Source organism: Ignavibacteria bacterium (assembly GCA_015709655.1).
Taxonomy (GTDB): domain Bacteria; phylum Bacteroidota; class Ignavibacteria; order Kapaibacteriales; family Kapaibacteriaceae; genus OLB6.
Map to the genome: position 1 here is coordinate 1,885,263 of CP054181.1, position 20,346 is coordinate 1,905,608.

General features: G+C 49.0%; 15 protein-coding genes and 4 tRNA genes. 15 read left to right on the top strand and 4 right to left on the bottom strand.

The window, feature by feature from the left end:
* Positions 1-29: 29 nt before the first annotated feature.
* Positions 30-542, bottom strand: a complete 513-nt coding sequence (locus tag HRU79_07595) for an HNH endonuclease (GenBank protein ID QOJ27296.1) — start codon at positions 540-542, stop codon at positions 30-32.
* A gap of 142 nt (positions 543-684) precedes the next feature.
* Between HRU79_07595 and carA the strand changes: the two genes are divergently transcribed.
* The 14 genes from carA to HRU79_07665 all read left to right on the top strand — a co-directional run bounded on the left by carA (position 685) and on the right by HRU79_07665 (position 15,704).
* Positions 685-1,800 carry a glutamine-hydrolyzing carbamoyl-phosphate synthase small subunit gene (gene carA / locus HRU79_07600; GenBank protein QOJ26522.1) on the top strand — a complete coding sequence of 372 codons (1,116 nt, stop codon included), beginning with the start codon at positions 685-687 and terminating at the stop codon, positions 1,798-1,800.
* Positions 1,801-1,882: 82 nt separating this feature from the next.
* A tRNA-Tyr gene (locus HRU79_07605) sits at positions 1,883-1,965 on the top strand.
* A gap of 27 nt (positions 1,966-1,992) precedes the next feature.
* Positions 1,993-2,065, top strand: a tRNA-Gly gene (locus HRU79_07610).
* 11 nt (positions 2,066-2,076) lie between these two features.
* Positions 2,077-2,152, top strand: a tRNA-Thr gene (locus HRU79_07615).
* Between the two features lie 9 nt (positions 2,153-2,161).
* A tRNA-Trp gene (locus tag HRU79_07620) sits at positions 2,162-2,234 on the top strand.
* 31 nt (positions 2,235-2,265) lie between these two features.
* On the top strand, positions 2,266-2,448 hold the full coding sequence (gene secE, locus HRU79_07625; GenBank protein QOJ27297.1) for a preprotein translocase subunit SecE: 183 nt from the start codon (positions 2,266-2,268) through the stop codon (positions 2,446-2,448).
* Between the two features lie 18 nt (positions 2,449-2,466).
* Positions 2,467-3,027, top strand: coding sequence for a transcription termination/antitermination factor NusG (gene nusG, locus HRU79_07630; protein ID QOJ26523.1), 561 nt, complete (start codon positions 2,467-2,469; stop codon positions 3,025-3,027).
* Between the two features lie 54 nt (positions 3,028-3,081).
* Complete coding sequence (gene rplK / locus HRU79_07635) at positions 3,082-3,507, top strand: 50S ribosomal protein L11 (protein ID QOJ26524.1); 426 nt, start codon at positions 3,082-3,084, stop codon at positions 3,505-3,507.
* A gap of 8 nt (positions 3,508-3,515) precedes the next feature.
* Positions 3,516-4,214, top strand: coding sequence for a 50S ribosomal protein L1 (locus HRU79_07640; GenBank protein ID QOJ26525.1), 699 nt, complete (start codon positions 3,516-3,518; stop codon positions 4,212-4,214).
* Positions 4,215-4,302: 88 nt separating this feature from the next.
* A complete protein-coding gene (locus HRU79_07645) occupies positions 4,303-4,827 on the top strand; it encodes a 50S ribosomal protein L10 (GenBank protein ID QOJ26526.1) in 525 nt (174 codons plus the stop codon).
* Between the two features lie 39 nt (positions 4,828-4,866).
* A complete protein-coding gene (gene rplL / locus HRU79_07650) occupies positions 4,867-5,247 on the top strand; it encodes a 50S ribosomal protein L7/L12 (protein QOJ26527.1) in 381 nt (126 codons plus the stop codon).
* A 115-nt stretch (positions 5,248-5,362) separates the two neighbouring features.
* A complete protein-coding gene (gene rpoB, locus HRU79_07655) occupies positions 5,363-9,187 on the top strand; it encodes a DNA-directed RNA polymerase subunit beta (protein QOJ26528.1) in 3,825 nt (1,274 codons plus the stop codon).
* A 32-nt stretch (positions 9,188-9,219) separates the two neighbouring features.
* Positions 9,220-13,506 (top strand): DNA-directed RNA polymerase subunit beta', encoded by a 4,287-nt coding sequence (gene rpoC / locus HRU79_07660; protein ID QOJ26529.1) that lies wholly within the window; start codon positions 9,220-9,222, stop codon positions 13,504-13,506.
* Between the two features lie 188 nt (positions 13,507-13,694).
* Positions 13,695-15,704, top strand: coding sequence for a T9SS type A sorting domain-containing protein (locus HRU79_07665; GenBank protein ID QOJ26530.1), 2,010 nt, complete (start codon positions 13,695-13,697; stop codon positions 15,702-15,704).
* A 7-nt stretch (positions 15,705-15,711) separates the two neighbouring features.
* On the opposite strand, the gene HRU79_07670 is transcribed toward HRU79_07665, so the two are convergent.
* Together HRU79_07670 and HRU79_07675 are read right to left on the bottom strand one after the other, a co-directional pair.
* On the bottom strand, positions 15,712-16,743 hold the full coding sequence (locus tag HRU79_07670; GenBank protein ID QOJ26531.1) for a DUF2235 domain-containing protein: 1,032 nt from the start codon (positions 16,741-16,743) through the stop codon (positions 15,712-15,714).
* A gap of 149 nt (positions 16,744-16,892) precedes the next feature.
* Complete coding sequence (locus HRU79_07675) at positions 16,893-18,149, bottom strand: cation:dicarboxylase symporter family transporter (GenBank protein ID QOJ27298.1); 1,257 nt, start codon at positions 18,147-18,149, stop codon at positions 16,893-16,895.
* Positions 18,150-18,287: 138 nt separating this feature from the next.
* Between HRU79_07675 and HRU79_07680 the strand changes: the two genes are divergently transcribed.
* Positions 18,288-19,514 (top strand): MFS transporter, encoded by a 1,227-nt coding sequence (locus HRU79_07680; protein ID QOJ26532.1) that lies wholly within the window; start codon positions 18,288-18,290, stop codon positions 19,512-19,514.
* A gap of 13 nt (positions 19,515-19,527) precedes the next feature.
* On the opposite strand, the gene HRU79_07685 is transcribed toward HRU79_07680, so the two are convergent.
* On the bottom strand, positions 19,528-20,346 hold the full coding sequence (locus HRU79_07685; protein ID QOJ26533.1) for a hypothetical protein: 819 nt from the start codon (positions 20,344-20,346) through the stop codon (positions 19,528-19,530).

Consider the following 20,346-nt stretch of genomic DNA (forward strand, 5'->3'; position numbering starts at 1 on the left):
ATTAATTTAACAGAGAGAAAAATACCCTGTTAGTCCATGAATAGGTACGGACGCCACGTATCATCAACAACTCCTACATAGTGCTTCAGGAATACAACGTGGTTAGGCTTCTTGGGCTGCCGGACTAATTTCATCCCAGCCTCTTCCGGAGTCCGGGAACCCTTGCGATTGTTGCATTTAACGCAGGCGCATACCAGGTTTTCCCACTGCTCCACCCCACCGCGGGAACGTGGAATCACGTGATCAATCGTAAGCGGCAGCCGCCGATCACCGCAGTACATGCATGTAAACCCATCACGTCGCAGAATATTCTTTCTGCTAAGTTCAATTTTCTTAAACGGGACGCACAAATACGTGCTTAATCGGATAACGCTTGGGAACGGATATGTTAAATAAACTGACCGGATTGCCTGCGAGGATTTCTGTTCCACCATTTCGGCCTTTGTCAGGAACAGCAATCTAAGAGCCTTATGGGCACTGCATACACTGATAGGTTCGTAGCTTTGATTCAGAACCAGTACTTTACCATTTAGAGAGTACACCACATCCGCCGGTGAGCGGTTAGGAATAGGATGAAAATGTGATGCAGAAAAACTGAAAACTCTCTCCTTTGCCGCTAAAATAGGTCTGCAGACGCTATTTTCGAATGCCCAAACTAAAAAGTTGTATACATCACCCTTAAAAATGAAGAAAACCCCTGCACTTCTGGTACTTGAAAACGGACGCTTTTTTGAAGGAACGGCTATCGGGGCAATTGGTGCCCGCAGTGCAGGCGAGCTGGTGTTTAACACCGCTATGACGGGGTACCAGGAGATTATCACTGACCCCTCGTACCACGGTCAGATCGTAACCTTCACCTACCCCCACATTGGGAATTACGGAGTTAACGAAACCGACATTGAAAGCAGCAGTATTCATGCCCGTGGCATCGTTGTGAGTGAACTCTCGAAAGTATATTCCAACAACAAAGCCACAGGCTCGCTGGCTGCTCTGCTGGAGAAAAACCAGATTGCAGGTATCGAAGGCATAGACACCCGGGCATTGGTGCGGATGTTAAGAACGGAAGGGGCTATGCGATGCGTGATCGAGCATGGTAACAACCTGGACCCGGACGAACTGACTACCAAGGCCAGGGCCGTTGAAAGTATGGAAGGGTGCAACCTTGTGCCAATGGTATCCACGCAGGCAGTATATGAGTTTGAACCCGAGCCCCTTGACGTAAAAGGCAATACTGCACCTCAGCACCATATCGTTGCCGTTGATTTTGGCATAAAGCGCAACATCATGCGCAGGCTGTACCACCATGGATGTCGGATAACCGTTGTGCCGTGGACAACAACACTTGACGATATCAAGGCACTATCGCCGGATGGCGTGTTCCTGAGTAACGGACCCGGTGATCCTGCAGCCGTACACCATGGAATTGAGCTTGTTCGCGGGCTTTTGGGGACTCTTCCCATGTTTGGTGTTTGTTTAGGGCACCAACTCATGGCGTTAGCAGTTGGAGGGCAGACCTACAAGCTGAAGTTCGGACATCGCGGAGGTAACCATCCCGTGAAGAACCTCCGTACAGGACAGGTTGAGATAACCTCGCAGAACCACGGATTTGCCGTAAACATGGAATCGCTGCCCGCAGGCGTGGAGGTAACCCACATCAACCTTAACGACAATACCTGTGCTGGTATTGAAATTATGGGAAAAAACGCCTTTGCCGTGCAGTACCACCCTGAAGCAGGCCCAGGACCCCGAGATTCGGATTACCTTTTTGAGCAGTTTGCAGCCAGGATTGCTGCCCATTAGTCGTTGGACATTTTTATTCGTACTGACCCCCGTTTTTGTTATTAACACCTACATGTCGTAAGTTTGTCGGCTCTGACGTACCGGGCAGGTACTCAAGTGGCCAACGAGGGCAGACTGTAAATCTGCTGGCATACGCCTACGGAGGTTCGAATCCTTCCCTGCCCACACGCACGTGGTAAGCACGTTTGAGTTGCGGGAGTAACTCAGTTGGTAGAGTCACAGCCTTCCAAGCTGTTGGTCGCGAGTTCGAGTCTCGTCTCCCGCTCCCAGATAATTGCTGATGTAGCTCAGCTGGTAGAGCACCACCTTGGTAAGGTGGAGGTCACCGGTTCAATCCCGGTCATCAGCTCCATGTTTGCAGAGGGGTGTAGCTCAGCTGGTAGAGCAGCGGTCTCCAAAACCGCAGGCCGCGGGTTCGAATCCTGCCGCCCCTGCACAAAGAAGTTGACACGTTAAGGATAAATGATGCTAAGCAAAACAAAACAGTTTTTTACCGAGGTAAACAAGGAAATGAAGAAGGTTTCATGGCCTACCCGGGATCAGCTGCGCGAGAGTACCATGGTTGTAATTGTAACATCGTTGATCATCACAGCAATTGTGTTTGTGATTGACCAAGCCATGACTCAAGTAATGAATTTCCTGTTCTGATAAAAAGAGAAGAGACAAATGACAGCCACTCCAATACAACCGCTTGAGCTTAAATGGTTCGCACTGCGTACCTTCACCGGCCATGAATCCAAGGTGAAGGCAGGTATTGAGCAGGAGATGGTGCGGCTGGGAATGGAGAATAGGGTTCATAGTATCGTTATTCCTCAGGAAACTGTTTACGAAGTCCGCAATGGGAAACGGCGTACAAAGGTGAGGAACTTCCTGCCCGGTTACATCCTCATAGAATGTACGCTTGACAAGCGGCTGAAGGAAATTATTCTGTCTCTTCCGTCAATCGTGAGCTTTGTTGGTACCAAGACGGAACCGCAGGCACTCCAGAAGGATGAGGTTGACAGGATCATGGGGCGCGTAGAGGAGCGCAAGGACATTGCAACTGTCGAGATTGCCTTCCGCGACGGAGATCCGGTAAAGGTAATTGACGGACCGTTTGCCAACTTTAGCGGCACGGTAAAAGAAGTTAACCACGAAAAACAAAAACTCAAGGTGGAAGTAGGCATTCTTGGACGTAAAACGCCAATTGAGCTTGACTTCCATCAGGTTGAGATGGAACAACATTAACTTAATTTATGTGGGAGGTATGGACAACCATACCGCTGACCACGAAAGGGATACATGGCAAAGAAAGTCATGGGGAGCTTTAAGCTCCAGATAAAAGCCGGGGAAGCCACCATGGCTCCTCCTGTAGGGCCTGCCTTCGGGCAGCGCTCCCTTGCCGGGATGGAATTCGTAAAGCAATTCAACGCAAAAACATCCAAGCAGCAGGGAACAATTCTTCCGGTTGTAGTTACGTACTACAGCGACAAGAGTTTTACATTCGAGGTAAAGTCGCCTCCAGCTCCTGTTCTGCTTGTGAAAGCAGCAGGAATTCCGAAAGGTTCTTCAGAGCCTAACAAGACCAAGGTTGGGAAGGTTACCCGGAAGCAATTAGAGGAAATTGCCCAGGTTAAAATGAACGATCTTAATGCCAACGACCTTGAGCATGCAGTATCAATGATTGCCGGAACAGCCCGTTCAATGGGCATTACGGTGGAAGGGTAAGGACTACTATGGCAACAAACAAACGATACGAAAAGTTAGTTAAGAGCTACGACCGCAAGCAGGTGTTTGATTACAAGAGCGCTGTTGAGCTGGTAAAGAAAAATGCTACTGCCAAGTTTGACGAGTCCTTCGAAGTCTCGATGTACCTGGGTGTAGACCCACGGAAGGCCGATCAGCTGGTTCGGGGAACTGTTGCATTACCACATGGTACCGGGAAAACAGTTCGTGTTCTTGTGGTGGCAAAAACACCAAAAGACAAAGAAGCATTGGATGCCGGAGCCGATCATGCCGGATTTACCGAGTACCTTGAAAAATTGCAAGGGGGCTGGGCTGATATCGACATTATTATCGCAACACCGGATGTGATGGGCGAGCTAGGTAAGCTGGGACGGATTCTCGGCCCCCGTGGTTTAATGCCCAATCCCAAGAGTGGCACTGTTACCTTTGACGTAGCAAAGGCAGTCGCCGAAGTAAAAGCCGGAAAGATTGAATTCCGTGTTGATAAGGCGGGAAACGTTCATGCCAGCATTGGCAGATGTTCATTCTCGCCGGAGAAACTTGCTGAAAATGCCCAAATGTTTGTGTCAACAATCCTAAGGGCAAAACCCGCAACTGCCAAGGGTAAATATGTAAAAAGTCTTCACTTCTCGAGTACAATGGGGCCAAGTGTCCGCGTTGACGAAAACTCGATTGGTGCAGATCATTAATAACGTCTATTACGCACTGCTATCGTGCTCTGCTTCTAACCCGCCTTTGGCGGTTGAGCACATAGCGTAACATTATTATCGGAGCCGTATGGTAACGAAGGAAAAGAAACAAGCTGTTGTTGCCGATTTAGTCGAGAGAATTAAAGGTGCAGCGAGTTTGTACTTTGTGGACTTCACCGGGATGACCGTTGCTGATGACCAGGCATTCAGGCGTGAGCTACGCGAGAAAAGCGCAGTAATGCGTGTTGCGAAGAACACCTTGATTCTGCGTGCCTTGACAGAAGTTGGTGGTTATACCATTGAGGAATCCAAGCTCTTCGGTCAAACGGGAGTCATATTCGGTGCTGACGATGCTATTGCGCCTGCCAAGGTAATTCGCAAGTATTTTGAGAAGGGTGAAAAACCAAAGCTCAAGTTTGCGATTATTGAAGGACAGTCGTTTGACGGATCGCAGTTGAAACAGGTGGCGGAATTACCGACGCGTGAGGATATGATTGCCGGAATCGTGGGCAGCATTCATGCACCAATCTCGGGCATTCATGGCGCAGTCAACGCAGTAATGCGTGATGTTGCCATGCTCGTAGAGGAGGTTGCCAGAAAACAGGCAGCCTAACGTTTTTTATTCACCAGAATTTAATTTTCGGAGAAACGTATGTCAGCAATCGTTGATGAACTCGTTGAGAAAATCGGGGCTTTAACCTTACTGGAAGCCTCGGAACTCAAGAAAGCACTGGAAGACAAGTTTGGCGTAACCGCCGCTGCTCCGGTGATGATGGCCGCCGGCCCTGCCGGTGGTGCTCCTGCTGCTGCAGCAGAAGAAAAAACTGAATTCGACGTAGAGCTTACCGATGCCGGTGCTCAGAAGTTGAATGTAATCAAGGTAGTACGCGAAATCACCGGTCTTGGTTTGAAAGAAGCCAAGGACCTGGTTGAGGGTGCACCAAAGATTGTTAAAGAAGGCGCACCAAAAGAAGAAGCAGATTCTCTTAAGAAGAAGCTTGAAGAAGCCGGTGCAAAGGTTACACTTAAGTAATCTTTTCTGCTAAGAATACAACCCGAGGCGGTTTTTTAATCGTCTCGGGTGTTGTTGTCTTTGTCTGTTCGTTTCTTTACCACGATTTTTTTGAGTTATCGGGAGCCCCCTTCCCATGCAAGGTCCACAGGACACAACATTGTACACGCTGCCACTGCAACGTTTGCGCGAGCGCATTACCTTTGGCCATGTGGCAAAACATCACACCTACCCCGATTTGTTGGGGATTCAGATTAATTCGTTCCAGGAGTTTATTCAGGAAAACGTGAAGCCTGAGGATCGCCGGGAAATTGGTCTGCAACGAGCATTTCTATCGAACTTTCCGATCGAAGACAATGCCGGGGTGTACGAATTAAACTTTGTTGACTACTTTGTAGAGAAACCAAAGTACACCGAAGAGGAATGCCGCGAGAGGGAACTCACGTACGCAAAAACTCTGAAGGCCCGACTACGCTTATCGTCGAAGGCTGACCCAACCTCAGAAGATCATATCGAAGCAATTGATCAGGAAGTTTATCTTGGTCAGATCCCGATTATGACCCAGCGCGGCACGTTTATTATCAACGGCGCCGAGCGCGTTGTGGTTGCCCAGCTTCACAGGTCACCTGGGTGCTTCTTTGACGAGGCGCTTCACCCGAATGGCACAAAAATCTTTTCTGCACGGATTATTCCGTTTAAAGGATCGTGGATTGAGTTTACGACTGACATCCACGATGTGATGTATGCGTATATCGACCGGAAGAAGAAGTTCCCGGTAACAACACTGCTGAGAGCCCTGGGATACAGCAGTGACGAAGACCTGCTGAACTTGTTCGAGCTAACCGAAGATGTGCCAACGTCTGAACTGACAGAAGACTACCTCGGACGTCGGGTGGCTGCCGATACAGTGGACATGGGCACGGGTGAAATCGTGGCTCCGCGTGATACCATTGTTAGCCCCGAGTTCCTGAAACTGCTTGAAAACACTTCGGTTGATTCACTAAAATTGTATAAATACGATAATCCAAATGACGAGCCGATTATCGCTAAAACCCTGGCCAAGGATTTAACAAGAACCCGCGAAGATGCTCTTGAAAGCATTTATCGTCAGCTGCGTTCCTCGGATCCGCCAGACCTGGATACTGCATGGGGTTTACTTGAGAAACTCTTCTTTAACTCAAAGAGATATGATCTCGGCGTAGTTGGCAGGTTCAGAATTAATGAAAAATTGGGCATGAATGTGCCTCTGGATGTAACAACACTGACGGTTGACGACATCGTAAATATTATTAAGTACCTGATAGAAGTTCGTGATAGCAAGCAGCCGGTTGATGACATTGACCACCTTGCCAACCGACGCGTCCGCACAGTGGGTGAACAACTCGAAAGCACCTTTAACCTTGGGCTTACGCGGATGGCCCGCACCATTAAGGAACGGCTCAGTGTTCGCGACAGCGAAAACATCACCCCCAGTGAACTTGTTAATGCACGAACGATAACAAGTGTTATTAACCAGTTCTTTGGAACAAACCAGCTTAGCCAGTTTATGGATCAGACCAACCCGCTAAGCGAAATCACCCATAAACGCCGTACATCAGCTCTTGGCCCTGGCGGTTTAACGCGCGAAAGAGCCGGTTTTGAAGTGCGCGACGTGCACTATACGCATTATGGACGACTTTGTCCGATTGAAACGCCCGAAGGTCCGAACATTGGTCTGATTTCATCGCTGGCTATTCACGCTCGCGTTAACAAGTTCGGCTTCATTGAAACTCCCTATGTTAAAGTTGAGAACGGTGCTCTGACCGATGAGTTAGAGTTTATGCCAGCAGATCGCGAAGAAGATTTAATTATCGTTCCTGCCGGTACCGAACTGGACGAAAAGGGACGTATTGTAGGCGACACTGTAAAGGCACGCGTAAGCGGTGACTATCGCGTAGTTCCTACCACTGATGTGCAGTTCATGGAGGTAAGTACTGACCAGATCACCTCACCTGCAGCATCGCTGATTCCGTTCCTTGAGAATGACGACGCTAACCGTGCACTCATGGGCTCGAACATGCAGCGCCAGGGTGTACCGCTGCTTCGTCCGAAAGCTCCAATTGTTGGTACAGGCATGGAAGCCCGTGTAGCCCGCGACTCGCGCGCTCTGCTGTTGGCAGAAGATGACGGAGTGGTGGAGTACGTATGCGGCGATTACATTCAAGTGCGGTACGATGATAACCGTACACGCGAAGAACGACTTGTTTCGTTCGATAATGACAGAGTTGTACGCTACGATCTGTTTAAGTTTTACCGTACCAACCAGGATACTGCAATTAACCAGCGTCCGATCGTAAAGGCCGGACAACGCGTACGTAAGGGAGAACCCCTTATCGACGGAGCATCAACCGAAATGGGTGAACTGGCGCTTGGCCGCAATGTCATGGTTGCATTTATGCCCTGGCGCGGTTATAACTTCGAAGATGCTATCGTTATCAGCGAACGCATGGTTGCCGAAGACGTTTTTACGTCCGTTCACATCGAAGAGTTTACCCTCCAAGTCCGCGATACTAAACGCGGTGAAGAAGAGTTTACACGCGAAATTCCCAACGTCAGCGAAGAAGCTACCAAGGATCTGGATGACCGCGGCATTGTTCGCATTGGCGCCAAGGTTAAGGAAAGTGATATTCTGATCGGGAAGATTACCCCGAAAGGAGAAACCGATCCTACACCCGAAGAAAAACTCCTTCGTGCCATTTTCGGCGATAAGGCCGGTGATGTGAAGGATGTAAGTCTTAAAGCACCTCCAGGCCTTAAAGGAACAGTTATCAATACCAAGTTGTTTGCCCGACGGGTGCTTAGCAGCGACAGTGAGTTCCGGCTTGAAGAAAAGAAACGCCAGGACCTGATCACGAAACGTGAACAGCAGGCACTGCGCGCACTGGATATCGATTGCGTGGAGCGCATCGGCGAATTACTGCAGGATCAAACCAGCCTTGGCATTCATACGGCAAACGAAACCGTGGTCTTCCGCTCAGGTACAAAACTGTCTGCAAAAGACCTGGTTGCCAAGTATGAAGAAGGCGTTTTTGTACCATCCGCAATGAACATTGCGCAGGACTGGGTGGCTGACTCAAAGGTGATGAAGCTGCTCCGCATACTGCTGGATAACTACGAGACACGACGTCAGCAGATCATGCTGGATGGCCGCATCGAACGAAACAAGATAGCTGCCGGTGACGAGCTTCAGCCGGGTATCCTTCAGATGTCCAAGGTATATGTTGCCAAGAAACGAAAACTTCAGGTTGGCGATAAAATGGCCGGACGCCACGGTAACAAGGGTATCGTGTCGAAAATTGTTCCGGTGCAGGATATGCCATTCCTTCCGGACGGCACACCTGTTGATATCGTTCTGAATCCACTGGGCGTACCCTCACGGATGAATATCGGACAGCTGTACGAAACCGCCCTTGGATGGGCCGCCAGCAAACTTAATGTTCACTTCGCTACGCCAATCTTTGATGGTGCAACCTGGGAAGAAGTGGGCGAATACCTGGAAAAAGCAGGCCTGCCATCCACTGGAAAAACTATTCTGTACGATGGCCGCACAGGTGAACCGTTCGAAAACGAGGTTACCGTTGGTATCATCTACATGATGAAACTCTCCCACCTGGTAGAAGATAAACTTCATGCCCGCTCCATTGGCCCGTATTCGCTGATTACTCAGCAGCCCCTGGGCGGTAAGGCACAGTTCGGCGGACAGCGTCTGGGAGAGATGGAAGTGTGGGCGCTGGAAGCGTATGGTGCTGCACACACACTACAGGAAATGTTAACCGTAAAGAGCGACGATGTGCTGGGACGTGCCAAAATGTATGAGGCTCTGGTAAAAGGCGAAAATCTGCCCGTGCCAAACATCCCCGAATCGTTCAATGTTCTTGTCAGAGAATTACAAGGCCTCTGCCTTGATGTTAAAATTGATTAAGATAATGAAAATAACACCCAACCGGAGTTAGAATGCAATTCCAGAATAGTCCTAAACGCGGATATTCACAAATTACAATTCGCATCTCGTCGCCCGACGATATTCTGAATCGTTCTCATGGAGAGGTGACCAAGCCGGAAACGATTAACTACCGTTCTTTCCGTCCAGAAAAAGATGGTCTTTTCTGTGAAAAAATCTTTGGTCCAATTCGTGACTGGGAGTGCGCTTGCGGTAAATACAAGCGGATCCGATACAAGGGCATCGTATGCGATCGATGCGGCGTTGAGGTTACTCAGAAAAGTGTACGCCGTGAACGCATGGGACATATCATGCTGGCGGTTCCTGTTGTACATATTTGGTTCCTGCGGTCACTGCCAAGTAAGATTGCGGGCGTGATTGGAATGCCAACCAAGGACGTAGAGCGAATCGTGTATTACGAGTCGTACGTTGTTATCCAGCCGGGCTCAACAGGTCTCCAGCCAAAGGACCTTCTCACCGAAGATCAGTACCTGGAGGTTCTTGCTTCGCTCCGCTCCGACGAACGGAATATGGATGATGACGACCCCCGCAAATTCATTGCACTTATCGGGGGTGAAGCTATTAAGGAGCTGCTTCGCCGCGTAGATCCTGACGAAGATTATTTTACGTTGAGAGAAGTACTAAAGGAAGATATTAGCCAGCAAAAGCGTGCAGACATCCTGAAACGCCTGCGTATCATGGATGCCTTCCGAACGTCGCCACTGAAAGAGCCAAATAAGGCTGAATGGATGGTGCTGGATATTATCCCTGTGATCCCTCCCGATCTGCGTCCACTCGTACCTCTTGAAGGCGGACGTTTTGCTACATCTGACTTAAACGATCTGTATCGCCGGGTTATCATTCGCAACAACCGATTAAAACGACTTATTGATATCAAGGCACCCGAAGTTATTCTTCGCAACGAAAAGCGGATGCTTCAGGAAGCTGTTGATGCGCTGTTTGATAACTCACGCCGTTCCGTTCGCAGTGAATCACAGCGTGCTCTTAAATCACTTGCTGATACCCTGAAAGGTAAAACGGGACGCTTCCGTCAGAACCTGCTTGGTAAACGCGTTGACTATTCAGGCCGGTCGGTTATTGTGGTTGGCCCCGAGCTGAAACTGCACGAATGCGGTCTGCCAAAAGACATGGCCGTTGAACTCTTTAAGCCTCTCATTATTCGCAAGCTGATTGAAAGGGGCTTGTGCAAGACGGTTAAGAGCGCTAAGAAGCAGGTTGAAAAGAAAACTACAGATGTATGGGATATTCTCGATGTTGTGATCGACGGTCACCCCGTGCTGCTTAACCGTGCACCTACCCTGCACCGCCTGGGCATTCAGGCATTCCAGCCCCGACTTGTAGAGGGTAAGGCTATTCAGTTGCACCCGCTGGTTACTACAGCGTTTAACGCTGACTTTGACGGTGACCAGATGGCCGTGCACGTTCCGCTTAGCCACGAAGCACAGCTGGAAGCACTGCTGCTGATGCTCAGTAGCCATAATATTATGCACACTCAGAACGGCGAACCAATTGCAGTGCCGTCACAAGATATGGTTCTGGGCGTGTACTACATTACAAAGATGCGTAAGGGGGCTAAGGGCGAAGGGAAAATATTCTCCTCCGTTGCCGAGGTTATTATTGCCTATAACGCAGGCTCACTTAGCCTGCACTCAGGTATAAAGGTAAGGATGAACGGTAAACTGGTTGAAACAACAACCGGTAGAATCCTGTTTAATCAAATCGTACCCGCCGAAATGGGGTATATGAACGAGATGCTCGGCAAAAAGCGCCTGCGTCAGGTAATCTCGGAGTGTTTCCGTAAAGCCGGACTTGCTAAAACAGTTGAGTTCCTGGATAAGCTTAAAGAACTTGGATTTACTACGGCTACACGCGGCGGCCTTTCGGTGTCGGTCGCAGATGTGGTTATCCCAGCCGAAAAAGAAACTATCATAGCCAAGGCTCAGGCCGAAGTGGATAAGATTGAAGATTACTATCACAGTGGTGTTATCACCGAAGGTGAACGGTATAACAAGATTATCGACACCTGGAGTACCGCTACAAACAGGGTGGCCGACAAACTGTATGCCGAGCTGGCCAGTAATCAGCAAGGATTTAATACATTCTTCATGATGATGGACTCCCAGGCTCGGGGCTCGAAAGAGCAGATCAGACAGTTGGCAGGTATGCGCGGTCTTATGGCAAAGCCGCAGAAGACAGTGGCGGCCAGCAGTGCTGAGTTGATCGAAAACCCGATTATCTCGAACTTTAAAGAAGGCCTAACTAACCTTGAGTACTTTATCTCAACCCACGGTGCACGAAAAGGTCTGGCCGACACCGCACTGAAGACCGCTGACGCAGGGTACCTTACCCGCAGGCTTCATGATGTAGCCCAGGACGTTGTGATCGGCGATGAAGATTGTGGTACCATCCGCGGTGTAGAGATGCGTGCCCTCAAAGATGGTGAAGAAGTTAAAGAGCCCCTTAAGGAAAGAATTCTTGGTCGGGTAACCCTGACTGATGTGATTGATCCCCTCTCGGGTGAAACGTACGTTAAGGCAGGTAATCTGATAACGGAAGAAATTGCTGATGTTATCGAAGCCTCACCTATTGAAGCCGTGATGATTCGTTCCGTACTCTCGTGCGAGTCTCGCCAGGGCGTGTGCGCGATGTGCTATGGCAGAAATATGGCTACCGGACAAATGGTGAACAAGGGCGAGGCAGTAGGTACAATTGCTTCACAATCAATTGGTGAACCTGGTACACAGCTTACATTGCGTACCTTCCATACGGGTGGCACGGCGTCGCTTTCATTGTCGCAAAGCGTTGTTATGGCTAAGTTCGATGGTAAGATCCAGTTTGAAAACATCCGCTTTGTTACTACTCCCGGCGATGAAACAGATGTTCAAATTGCCGTTTCTAGAGCGGGCGTTATTAATATCGTTGAGCCTAATAGTAACCGGATCGTGACGAAATACGATGTTGTGTATGGCGCTGAACTCAAGGTTCAGGATGGACAATTGGTTCAGAAAGGTGAACTGATTTATGAATGGGATCCGTACAACTCAGTGATTATTACTGAAAAAGCCGGATGGGTACGGTATCGCGACCTGGTGCCAAACCTAACGTTCAAGGAAGCCATTGATGAACAGATAGGCCATACAACAAAGATCGTAATCGACTCCCGGGACAGAACCAAGAGCCCGGCTATCGAAATTATCGACGAAGACGGCGTTCTGATTCAGCAGTATATCATTCCTACCAGGGCACAGATTGTTGTTGATGACGGAGAAATGGTGGCGGTTGGCTCCAAGCTGGTAAAGATGCCGCGTGACATGGGCAGACTTCGCGACATTACAGGCGGCCTGCCACGTGTTACGGAATTGTTCGAAGCGCGCTCACCCCAAAATCCGTCTGCTGTTACAGAAATTGATGGTATCGTAAATATTGAAAAACCAAAACGCGGGTCTCGTGTGATAGCAGTAACGTCGCTCGACGGAGAACTGCGCCGCGAATACCCGGTACCGATCGGACGTCACGTACTTGTTCAGGATGGAGATCTTGTGCGCTCCGGTGACCGGTTGTCGGAAGGGGCTATAAACCCGCACGACATTTTGCATATCAAGGGAATCAACGAAGCACAGGCATATCTGGTAAATGAAATTCAGGATGTTTATCGGATGCAGGGTGTGAAGATTAATGATAAGCATATCGAAGTCATCGTCCGCCAAATGCTGCAAAAAGTCCGTGTAACCGATGCCGGCGACTCCAGGTTCCTGGAGGGCGATCAGGTTGACAGAGTTCCGTTCAACGATGAGAACGAAACCTTGAAGTCGGCTATGATTGTAATTGACAAGGGTGACAGTAAGTTCAAGGTTGGCCAGATTGTTAGCCGAAAAGATTTAAAGGAAGTTAATGACGATCTGAAGAAGAAAGAGAAGACACCGGCTAAGAGTAGAAAAGCCGAACCTGCAATTGCCGAACCATTGCTACTCGGAATTACACAGGCGTCGCTCACGACCGAATCGTGGCTGTCTGCAGCATCATTCCAGGAAACAACCAAGGTTCTTAGCGAGGCGTCAACCGCTGCCAAACGCGATCACTTGCTGGGTCTGAAGGAAAACATCATCCTGGGTCAGCTGATCCCCGCGGGCACAGGCCTACGTGAATATCAGTCAATGCTTGTTGCCTCTGATGTTGGAAATATCTTTGGCGCAAGTGCTATTATACCCAAGGCCGAGGATGAAGAACCTGCACCGGCACTGGCCAAAAAGCCAAGTCGGCGCAAAGCTCCGGTCGTTTAATCGTTAGCTACTTGAAAATGAAAAAGAGGTCACCATAGGTGACCTCTTTGGATTTGTGCTGCAGGCAACGAGTACTACACACTGAGCAACCTGAACTGATCCGGATTCATGTTGTAACTTTAAAAGTGTTTCTCAACATCGTCTATCACCGTACTGATCGTATTTTGTACACCGAATACTGTACTGCAATGAAATACTCTTGTTTAATTCATGGTTTACTTGCAATTGTAATCTGCACACTCTCTTCAACGGCCGATACTCTGTATGTATCGTTATCGGCGCCCGCCGGCACCGGACAGAGCTGGCAAAGCCCCTTCACAACAATTGATGCTGCACTGATGGCCTGGCAATCGGGCGACGAAGTCTGGGTTGCCCAGGGAACGTATGCTCCGCCGGTTAGTGGCTGGAGTTTTCCAAATGGGTTGCGTATGTATGGCGGGTTCAATGGCACTGAGTTGCTACGCGAGGAGCGCGACTGGTTTCGAAAGCCCGCGGTGCTAACAGGTGAAAATATTAAAACTGTGTTCGTTTTAAATGATTGCGACTCTTCATCGCGAATTGATGGATTTACACTGCAGGGGGCTACTGAGCATGCACTGAACATAACTGGTGGATGTCCGATAATAAGAAATTGTACCTTTTTAGGTAACACTGGGCAAAGTGGAGCTGCAATACTGGCAACGGCAACATCAAGGATCCATATTGAATACTGTGTTTTCGGAAGGAATACCTGCGACCGGAACGGTGGTGCAGTTGAAATCAGAAACAGTAGTGCTCATCCATACGGATATGGTGCCTTGATTGGGCAATGTCAGTTTTACGACAATACTTCACTGTCCGGAAACGGTGGTGCTCTTTCCATCGTGAACAGTCCAACGATACCGCAAATCGTTAGTTGCGTGTTTAACGGCAACCAGGCGGTTGGCGGCGGTGCATTGTTTACAGAGCAATGCTATGCCTATATCACCAATGCAACGTTCTGTAACAACAATTCTACCGGTACTGACACTGCTGCAGCACTCACGCTTCTGCTAAATGGTGGCGAGTTGCTGAACTCAATCGTCTGGAATGGTACCATATCCGATTCAGCCCGACACATCGTCCACTACCTATTAAACCAAATGACTGACACGACAATATTGCGTGCCCGATCCAATCTTGTGGAAAATGACTTTATTTATGGATTTTATCAAACGAATCCAAGTTTTGAAGATGAACAGCTGGTTGCCGGAGCCGATGGTTTCTTTGGCACTGATGACGACGGGCTGCGCCTTAGCTCACTGTCTGTTGCTCTTAATGCAGGCGTGATTGATAGGTATGTGAATTCGCGTCAAACCGATGCAATCGGGAATCCCAGGCTGGTGGGGCGGAAGGTTGACCTGGGTGCGTATGAAACGCAGCGCCCTAACAGACTAACTCCAACGGAAATAGTGGAAGGACTTAAAAACGGAAGGTACAGCCTTTTCTACCGTCACTCAAAAACAGATTGGGGTGAAAAGGATGAAGGGCCATCTCCGGAGTGCTTTCCAGGACGCAACTTGATATCCGAGGGAAGGGAGCTCGCTACTGAAGTTGGAAAGGCGCAGCGGTTGCTTGGTATCCCTGTCGGCGAAGCCCTTAGCAGCCCTGTATGCCGATGCTGGGAAACCACCCTGCTGATGTGTGGTCGATACGAAAAGGTACCGTACTGGGGGAGTGGGGGCGGAGAAACGACGTCGGCACAACGCGACTCGGCATTAAAAACGCCACCTCCGAATGGTAACCGTATCATAAGTTCACACGATGCCGTGGCAAATATGGTATTTAACCCGCATGGTGACGGGCAGGTACTCACCTCGGCAGAACTGATGGAGTGCGATAATCTGTTTGTGCTTCCGGTTGCCGACACCTTTGAAGTGGTTGGCCATTGGTGTTCCGACACATGGATGAGGTATCATGTGCGATTCCCGGATGAGCCAACGTCAGTACAACCGGAGCCCGAACTGTTGGTAGTTACATGCTCGCCGAACCCTGCTACCACCATGATAGAAGTTAAGACGCCTTCACCACACGACGTAACAATTATTAATATGTACGGACAGGTGGTCTGGTCCGGTGTTGTTCCGACCTCCGCCGCAATCGTGGTATCAGACTGGCCACAGGGCATGTACGCTGTGCAGGCTGCTGGCCGCTCAGCTCTGGTTGTGGTGCTGCACTAAAGTGATTCTACGGAAGATTCTGAGGACGGTATCTGCAGTTTGGATCGTTCCTGCGACGATATGCCGTTGCATCAACTGACTGATTTGATTCTGAGTGATCAACAGTAATTCTACGTTTTCGCTGCCACAGCAGCGTTAGCGGAAACCATGGAGATCCGATATTATCCATGTAGTCGCTGCTGTAGGTGATTGGTTCCGAATGGAGGTGCAGTCCGGCTTGTACGGCTTTTAGAGCAATCCAAACCAAGGGGATATTGCTTAAACTGTTATTGGCATAGCCGCCGCCAATGTTACTGTGAACGCCCGGAAACCAGCGCTGTTCCAGCGTTTGCGGAAATATTGTATTTGCATATTTGCTTATCTTCCATAAGACCGGAGCAAAGGGTACCCGAACCTCGTCAATTGCCAAAGCCTGATATGCATATTCAACGGTGCTGCTCAGGGTGGTATCATGAAACCGGTATCGGTCAGCAGTAAGTATGTTTAAATAGGGAGCCGGGATTCCTAAGCTTCCTACCGTATCCCACACTCCGATCATCCTGATCCTTGTAACCGTTTCGTATGCATATCGCTCTTTAAACCCAATCATTAAATCAGAGTCCGGTCTGGAATAGTTGTTCCTGTCTCTGTATAGTTCAAATGCTGTATCGGTAAGATGTATGTATTCAGGACGAAGGATGCCGCAGTTACGAATCAGGCCGGCCAGACTGCGGACGGTATAGGCCCCGCGACTGAAGCCGAACAGGAATATGCGGTCACCCCGTTCGTACTGCGTAATTAAAAAACGATACAGATCCCTGATATTCTTGTCCAGGCCTGCCCCTGTTATGCCACCTTGAAGTTGGCTGAGCAAGCCATGACCAGGAGTGCCTACACCCGAGTCATAGACCTTGACCTGCAAGGGCATACCAGAACGTACAGTGGTACCAGTTGCAGTCAGCTCATGCAATTTCTGCACATTTGTCTGCACGGTGACGTTGCCATCCCGCATACCGGGAAAGTTCCAGGTACCATCGCTAAATATCGCAATATTCTTCATCTCCTCCCCGCCCCGTATTGTTGATGATGAAGTGATGCATCAAACTTAACAAAATAACTGACGAATGCAGTTCTGTAGAGTTTTGAGTGAGTTGCCGTTGCAAGGGCGGCGTTACCCGCCCATGGTACTCGAAATCCAAGCCCCCTTCTCTAACAATCTGTATTGCTCTGCCATGCCGTATCGTCAAACACGCCCTCCCAGCGTGCAACCACAACCGTAGCCAGACAGTTGCCAACCAGGTTGATGCTTGTTCGTGCCATATCCATGAACTCGTCCACGCCGAAGATCATAGCAACTGCAATCGGACCGTAGTGCTTTAGGTCTGGCGGCAGGAATGATGACAGTGTGGCAAGTAAGATCACAAGAGAGGCCCTTGGAACTGCAGCAACACCCTTGGATGTAATCATCAGTACAAGCATCATGCCCAGTTGTTCCATAAGGCCAAACGAGAAGCCTGGATGGGTAGTTGAAATTGCCTGCATGACAAAGACGCTGGCGATAGCCAGATAAAGAGTTGTTCCGTCCAGGTTAAAGCTGTAGCCGGCCGGCATCACAAAGCCAACAATTCTTTTGGGAACGCCGAAGGCTTCCATTCGTTCCATTGCCATTGGAAGTGCACTCTCACTTGAAGTAGTAACAAACGCAAGCATAAACGGTTCGCGGACTGCTCTAATAAAGGGTTTGAACGGTATTCTGGTAATTAGCATTACTGAGCCCAGAACGATCACCGTGAACACGACCAATGCAACGTAAAGAGATATAATGAGAATGCCAAGATGTCCTAAAATGTCCAGTCCCTGGTGTCCGATTGTAGCAGCCATAGCGGCACCAATACCAACCGGGGCGTACATCATAACGATATTAGTAAACTTAAACATTATCTGGGCAAGCCCTTCGCACCATTCTATAACAGGTTTTGCTACATCACCCGCCATTGCGGCAGCTGCACCGAAAATGATTGAGAATGCAACGATCTGGAGGACCTCGCCCCGGGCCATTGCATCGATGATACTCGTAGGGAAGATGTGCAGAATGGTCTCGACAAAGGTTTGCGGATGGTTCTGTGCAATCGAGCCAAGCGTACCAGGATCGCCTGCAAGCACTACACCTGTACCAGGCTGAATTACATTTACTGCAATGAGTCCAATAGCAAGAGCAAGCGTGGTAACAATCTCAAAATACAGTAACGATTTTAAGCCAAGCGTTCCCAGAGTTTTTACTGAGCCCCCTCCCGCAATGCCCACCACTACTGTTGCAAACACCAGTGGTGCAATAATAGCTTTTATAAGATGTAGAAAAATATCGCGCAGCCATCCAATGTTAATGCCAAACTCCGGCCAGAGTTGTCCAATTATTACTCCCAGGACAACACCCAGGAAGATCTGCAGTGTGAGCGACGTACGAATTTTATTCAACAAAGGGGCTCCGCCGAATGTAGGATGAAACCAGTATGCATAAAAGTATGCACTGCAAATGAATTCTGGAATACAGAACAGAACATTTTTCCGTAGTATGAAACGCTGTAACGATAGTAGCTTTGTGTAGTGGAACTCTTTACTCCGACCTTTAAAGCATACATTTCTGTGCGACTATTCCTGGCCATTGGGTGGCAGATACAGGCATTGGTAGTAAGCTGGACGGTGTGGGAGATAACACGTGACCCCCTGATGCTTGGAATGGTGGGGCTGGCCGAGGCAGTTCCGGCAATTGGCGCAGCATTACCTCTAGGTTATCTGGTTGATAAACTCGAGAAACGACGAGTCATTAAAACCGCTCTTGCTCTGATGATTATCAGTGCCATCTGTACCGGAGTACTGGTTCAGCCGCAAAGTATTGCATATATGGGTACAGAACACTCCACAACCCTGTTGCTTGCCTTTATCGTTGTAAATGGTTTTGCGCGCAGCTTGTACTCGCCGGCAATGTTTTCAACACTCAGCAAAACTGTTACTGTTGATGTACTGCCAAAGGCAACGGCAATATCAAGTACGGCCTGGCAAGCTGCAATGGTGCTCGGACCTCTGATAGGTGGGCTAGTGTATGGGCAGTTTGGTGTACTCACTGCCGCAGTACTCACCATTGTATCGATGTGTGTGGGTGGAATCAGTTCGTTGTGGCTTCCGGTTATACAACCGATACTATCAACAACCAAGGGCAGGTTATGGGATGATGTGATAACGGGGCTACAGTTTATCAGGAGTACGCACGTACTTTTTGCGGCTCTTGCATTAGACATGTTTGCCGTTTTGTTTGGTGGTGCTATCGCACTTCTGCCTGTGTTTGCCAAGGAGATACTACTGGTAGATGCATCAGGATTAGGTGTGTTAAGAGCAGCGCCCTCGGTGGGATCGGTACTTACCATGGTGTGGTTAAGTTTTCATCCCCCGGTTAACAAGTCGGGTAAGAAACTTTTGTTTGCCGTCACCGGATTTGGCATTGTAACGGTAGGCTTTGCACTAAGCACGAACTTCTACATTAGCATAGTTTTACTTGTCCTACTTGGGTTATTAGACGGCCTGAGTGTTGTAATTCGGCAGACGATACTGCAGTTGTTTACACCTGACGAGATGAGGGGCAGAGTGGCCGCCGTTAATACGATGTTTGTTTCTTCCTCGAACGAAATCGGAGCTCTGGAGAGTGGCGTTGCAGCCAAGCTGATGGGTGTAGTTCCAAGTGTAATCTTTGGCGGGGTGATGACGGTGCTCATCGTTGCAGGAACCGCATGGAAGGTACCAAAACTTAGTAAGCTTGAGCTTATCGGGAAAGACTAAATAGCTACAGCAGCTATGGCAGAATGATGAGCGGCGTTTTCCCCTGGTACACCAGTTCATTAATTACAAACGAGCGAAACAGCTTGTCGGACAGTAAACGTGAGCCCTTCTGAACAACCAGCAGTTCATCGATATCTGAGTTGATGACGTCACGAATTCTTGAAAATCGCTGACGCCCCTCGTATACTTCGAACGCCGTGGAGAACCTGTTCTTGTAGGCCTCTGCAAGCTCTGCGAGAATATCACGCGCACGTTGGGTGTCGTCGCCCGGCTTAGCCAGATGAAAAAACGTAACAACTGCCCGGGGATTAGAGATAAATGAAAAGAAGTTATCAAGTTCAATACGGTTAATTGGAAATGTATCGGATACTGCCACAAAAATCCTGTCCTGATTAAAAACGTCAACCCCGCCCGGTATAGCAGCAACAAGATTGCTGGTATTTTCGATAACCTGAACGGGCGATTTTGGATCGAGCAGTTGACGCAGAAAACCGGCATCCTCAAGTCCGGTAACCACAATACTGTCGTACGGTTGTTTAAGGGTACGATTTAGGATGTACCATAGTGGCTTGATGGGGGCCAGCAATTTTACTGTAACCCTGTGGTCAATGGAAGACGTTGCCAGCAGGTCCATCTTCTTTAGTGCTTCAGCCTTTGTGTGTCGGGTTATTGTTCGTCGGGTTTCAGGAGTGATAAAAATCGGATAGAACGGAGTAGGTTGGTGCATGAGTAAAACTTCTGCATCAGCTTCCAAACTCCAGCTACTAACATACCGCATCAGTGGCGCAGAGAACCTCGAGAAGTCAACAAGTACGATAAAACGTTTTTTCAT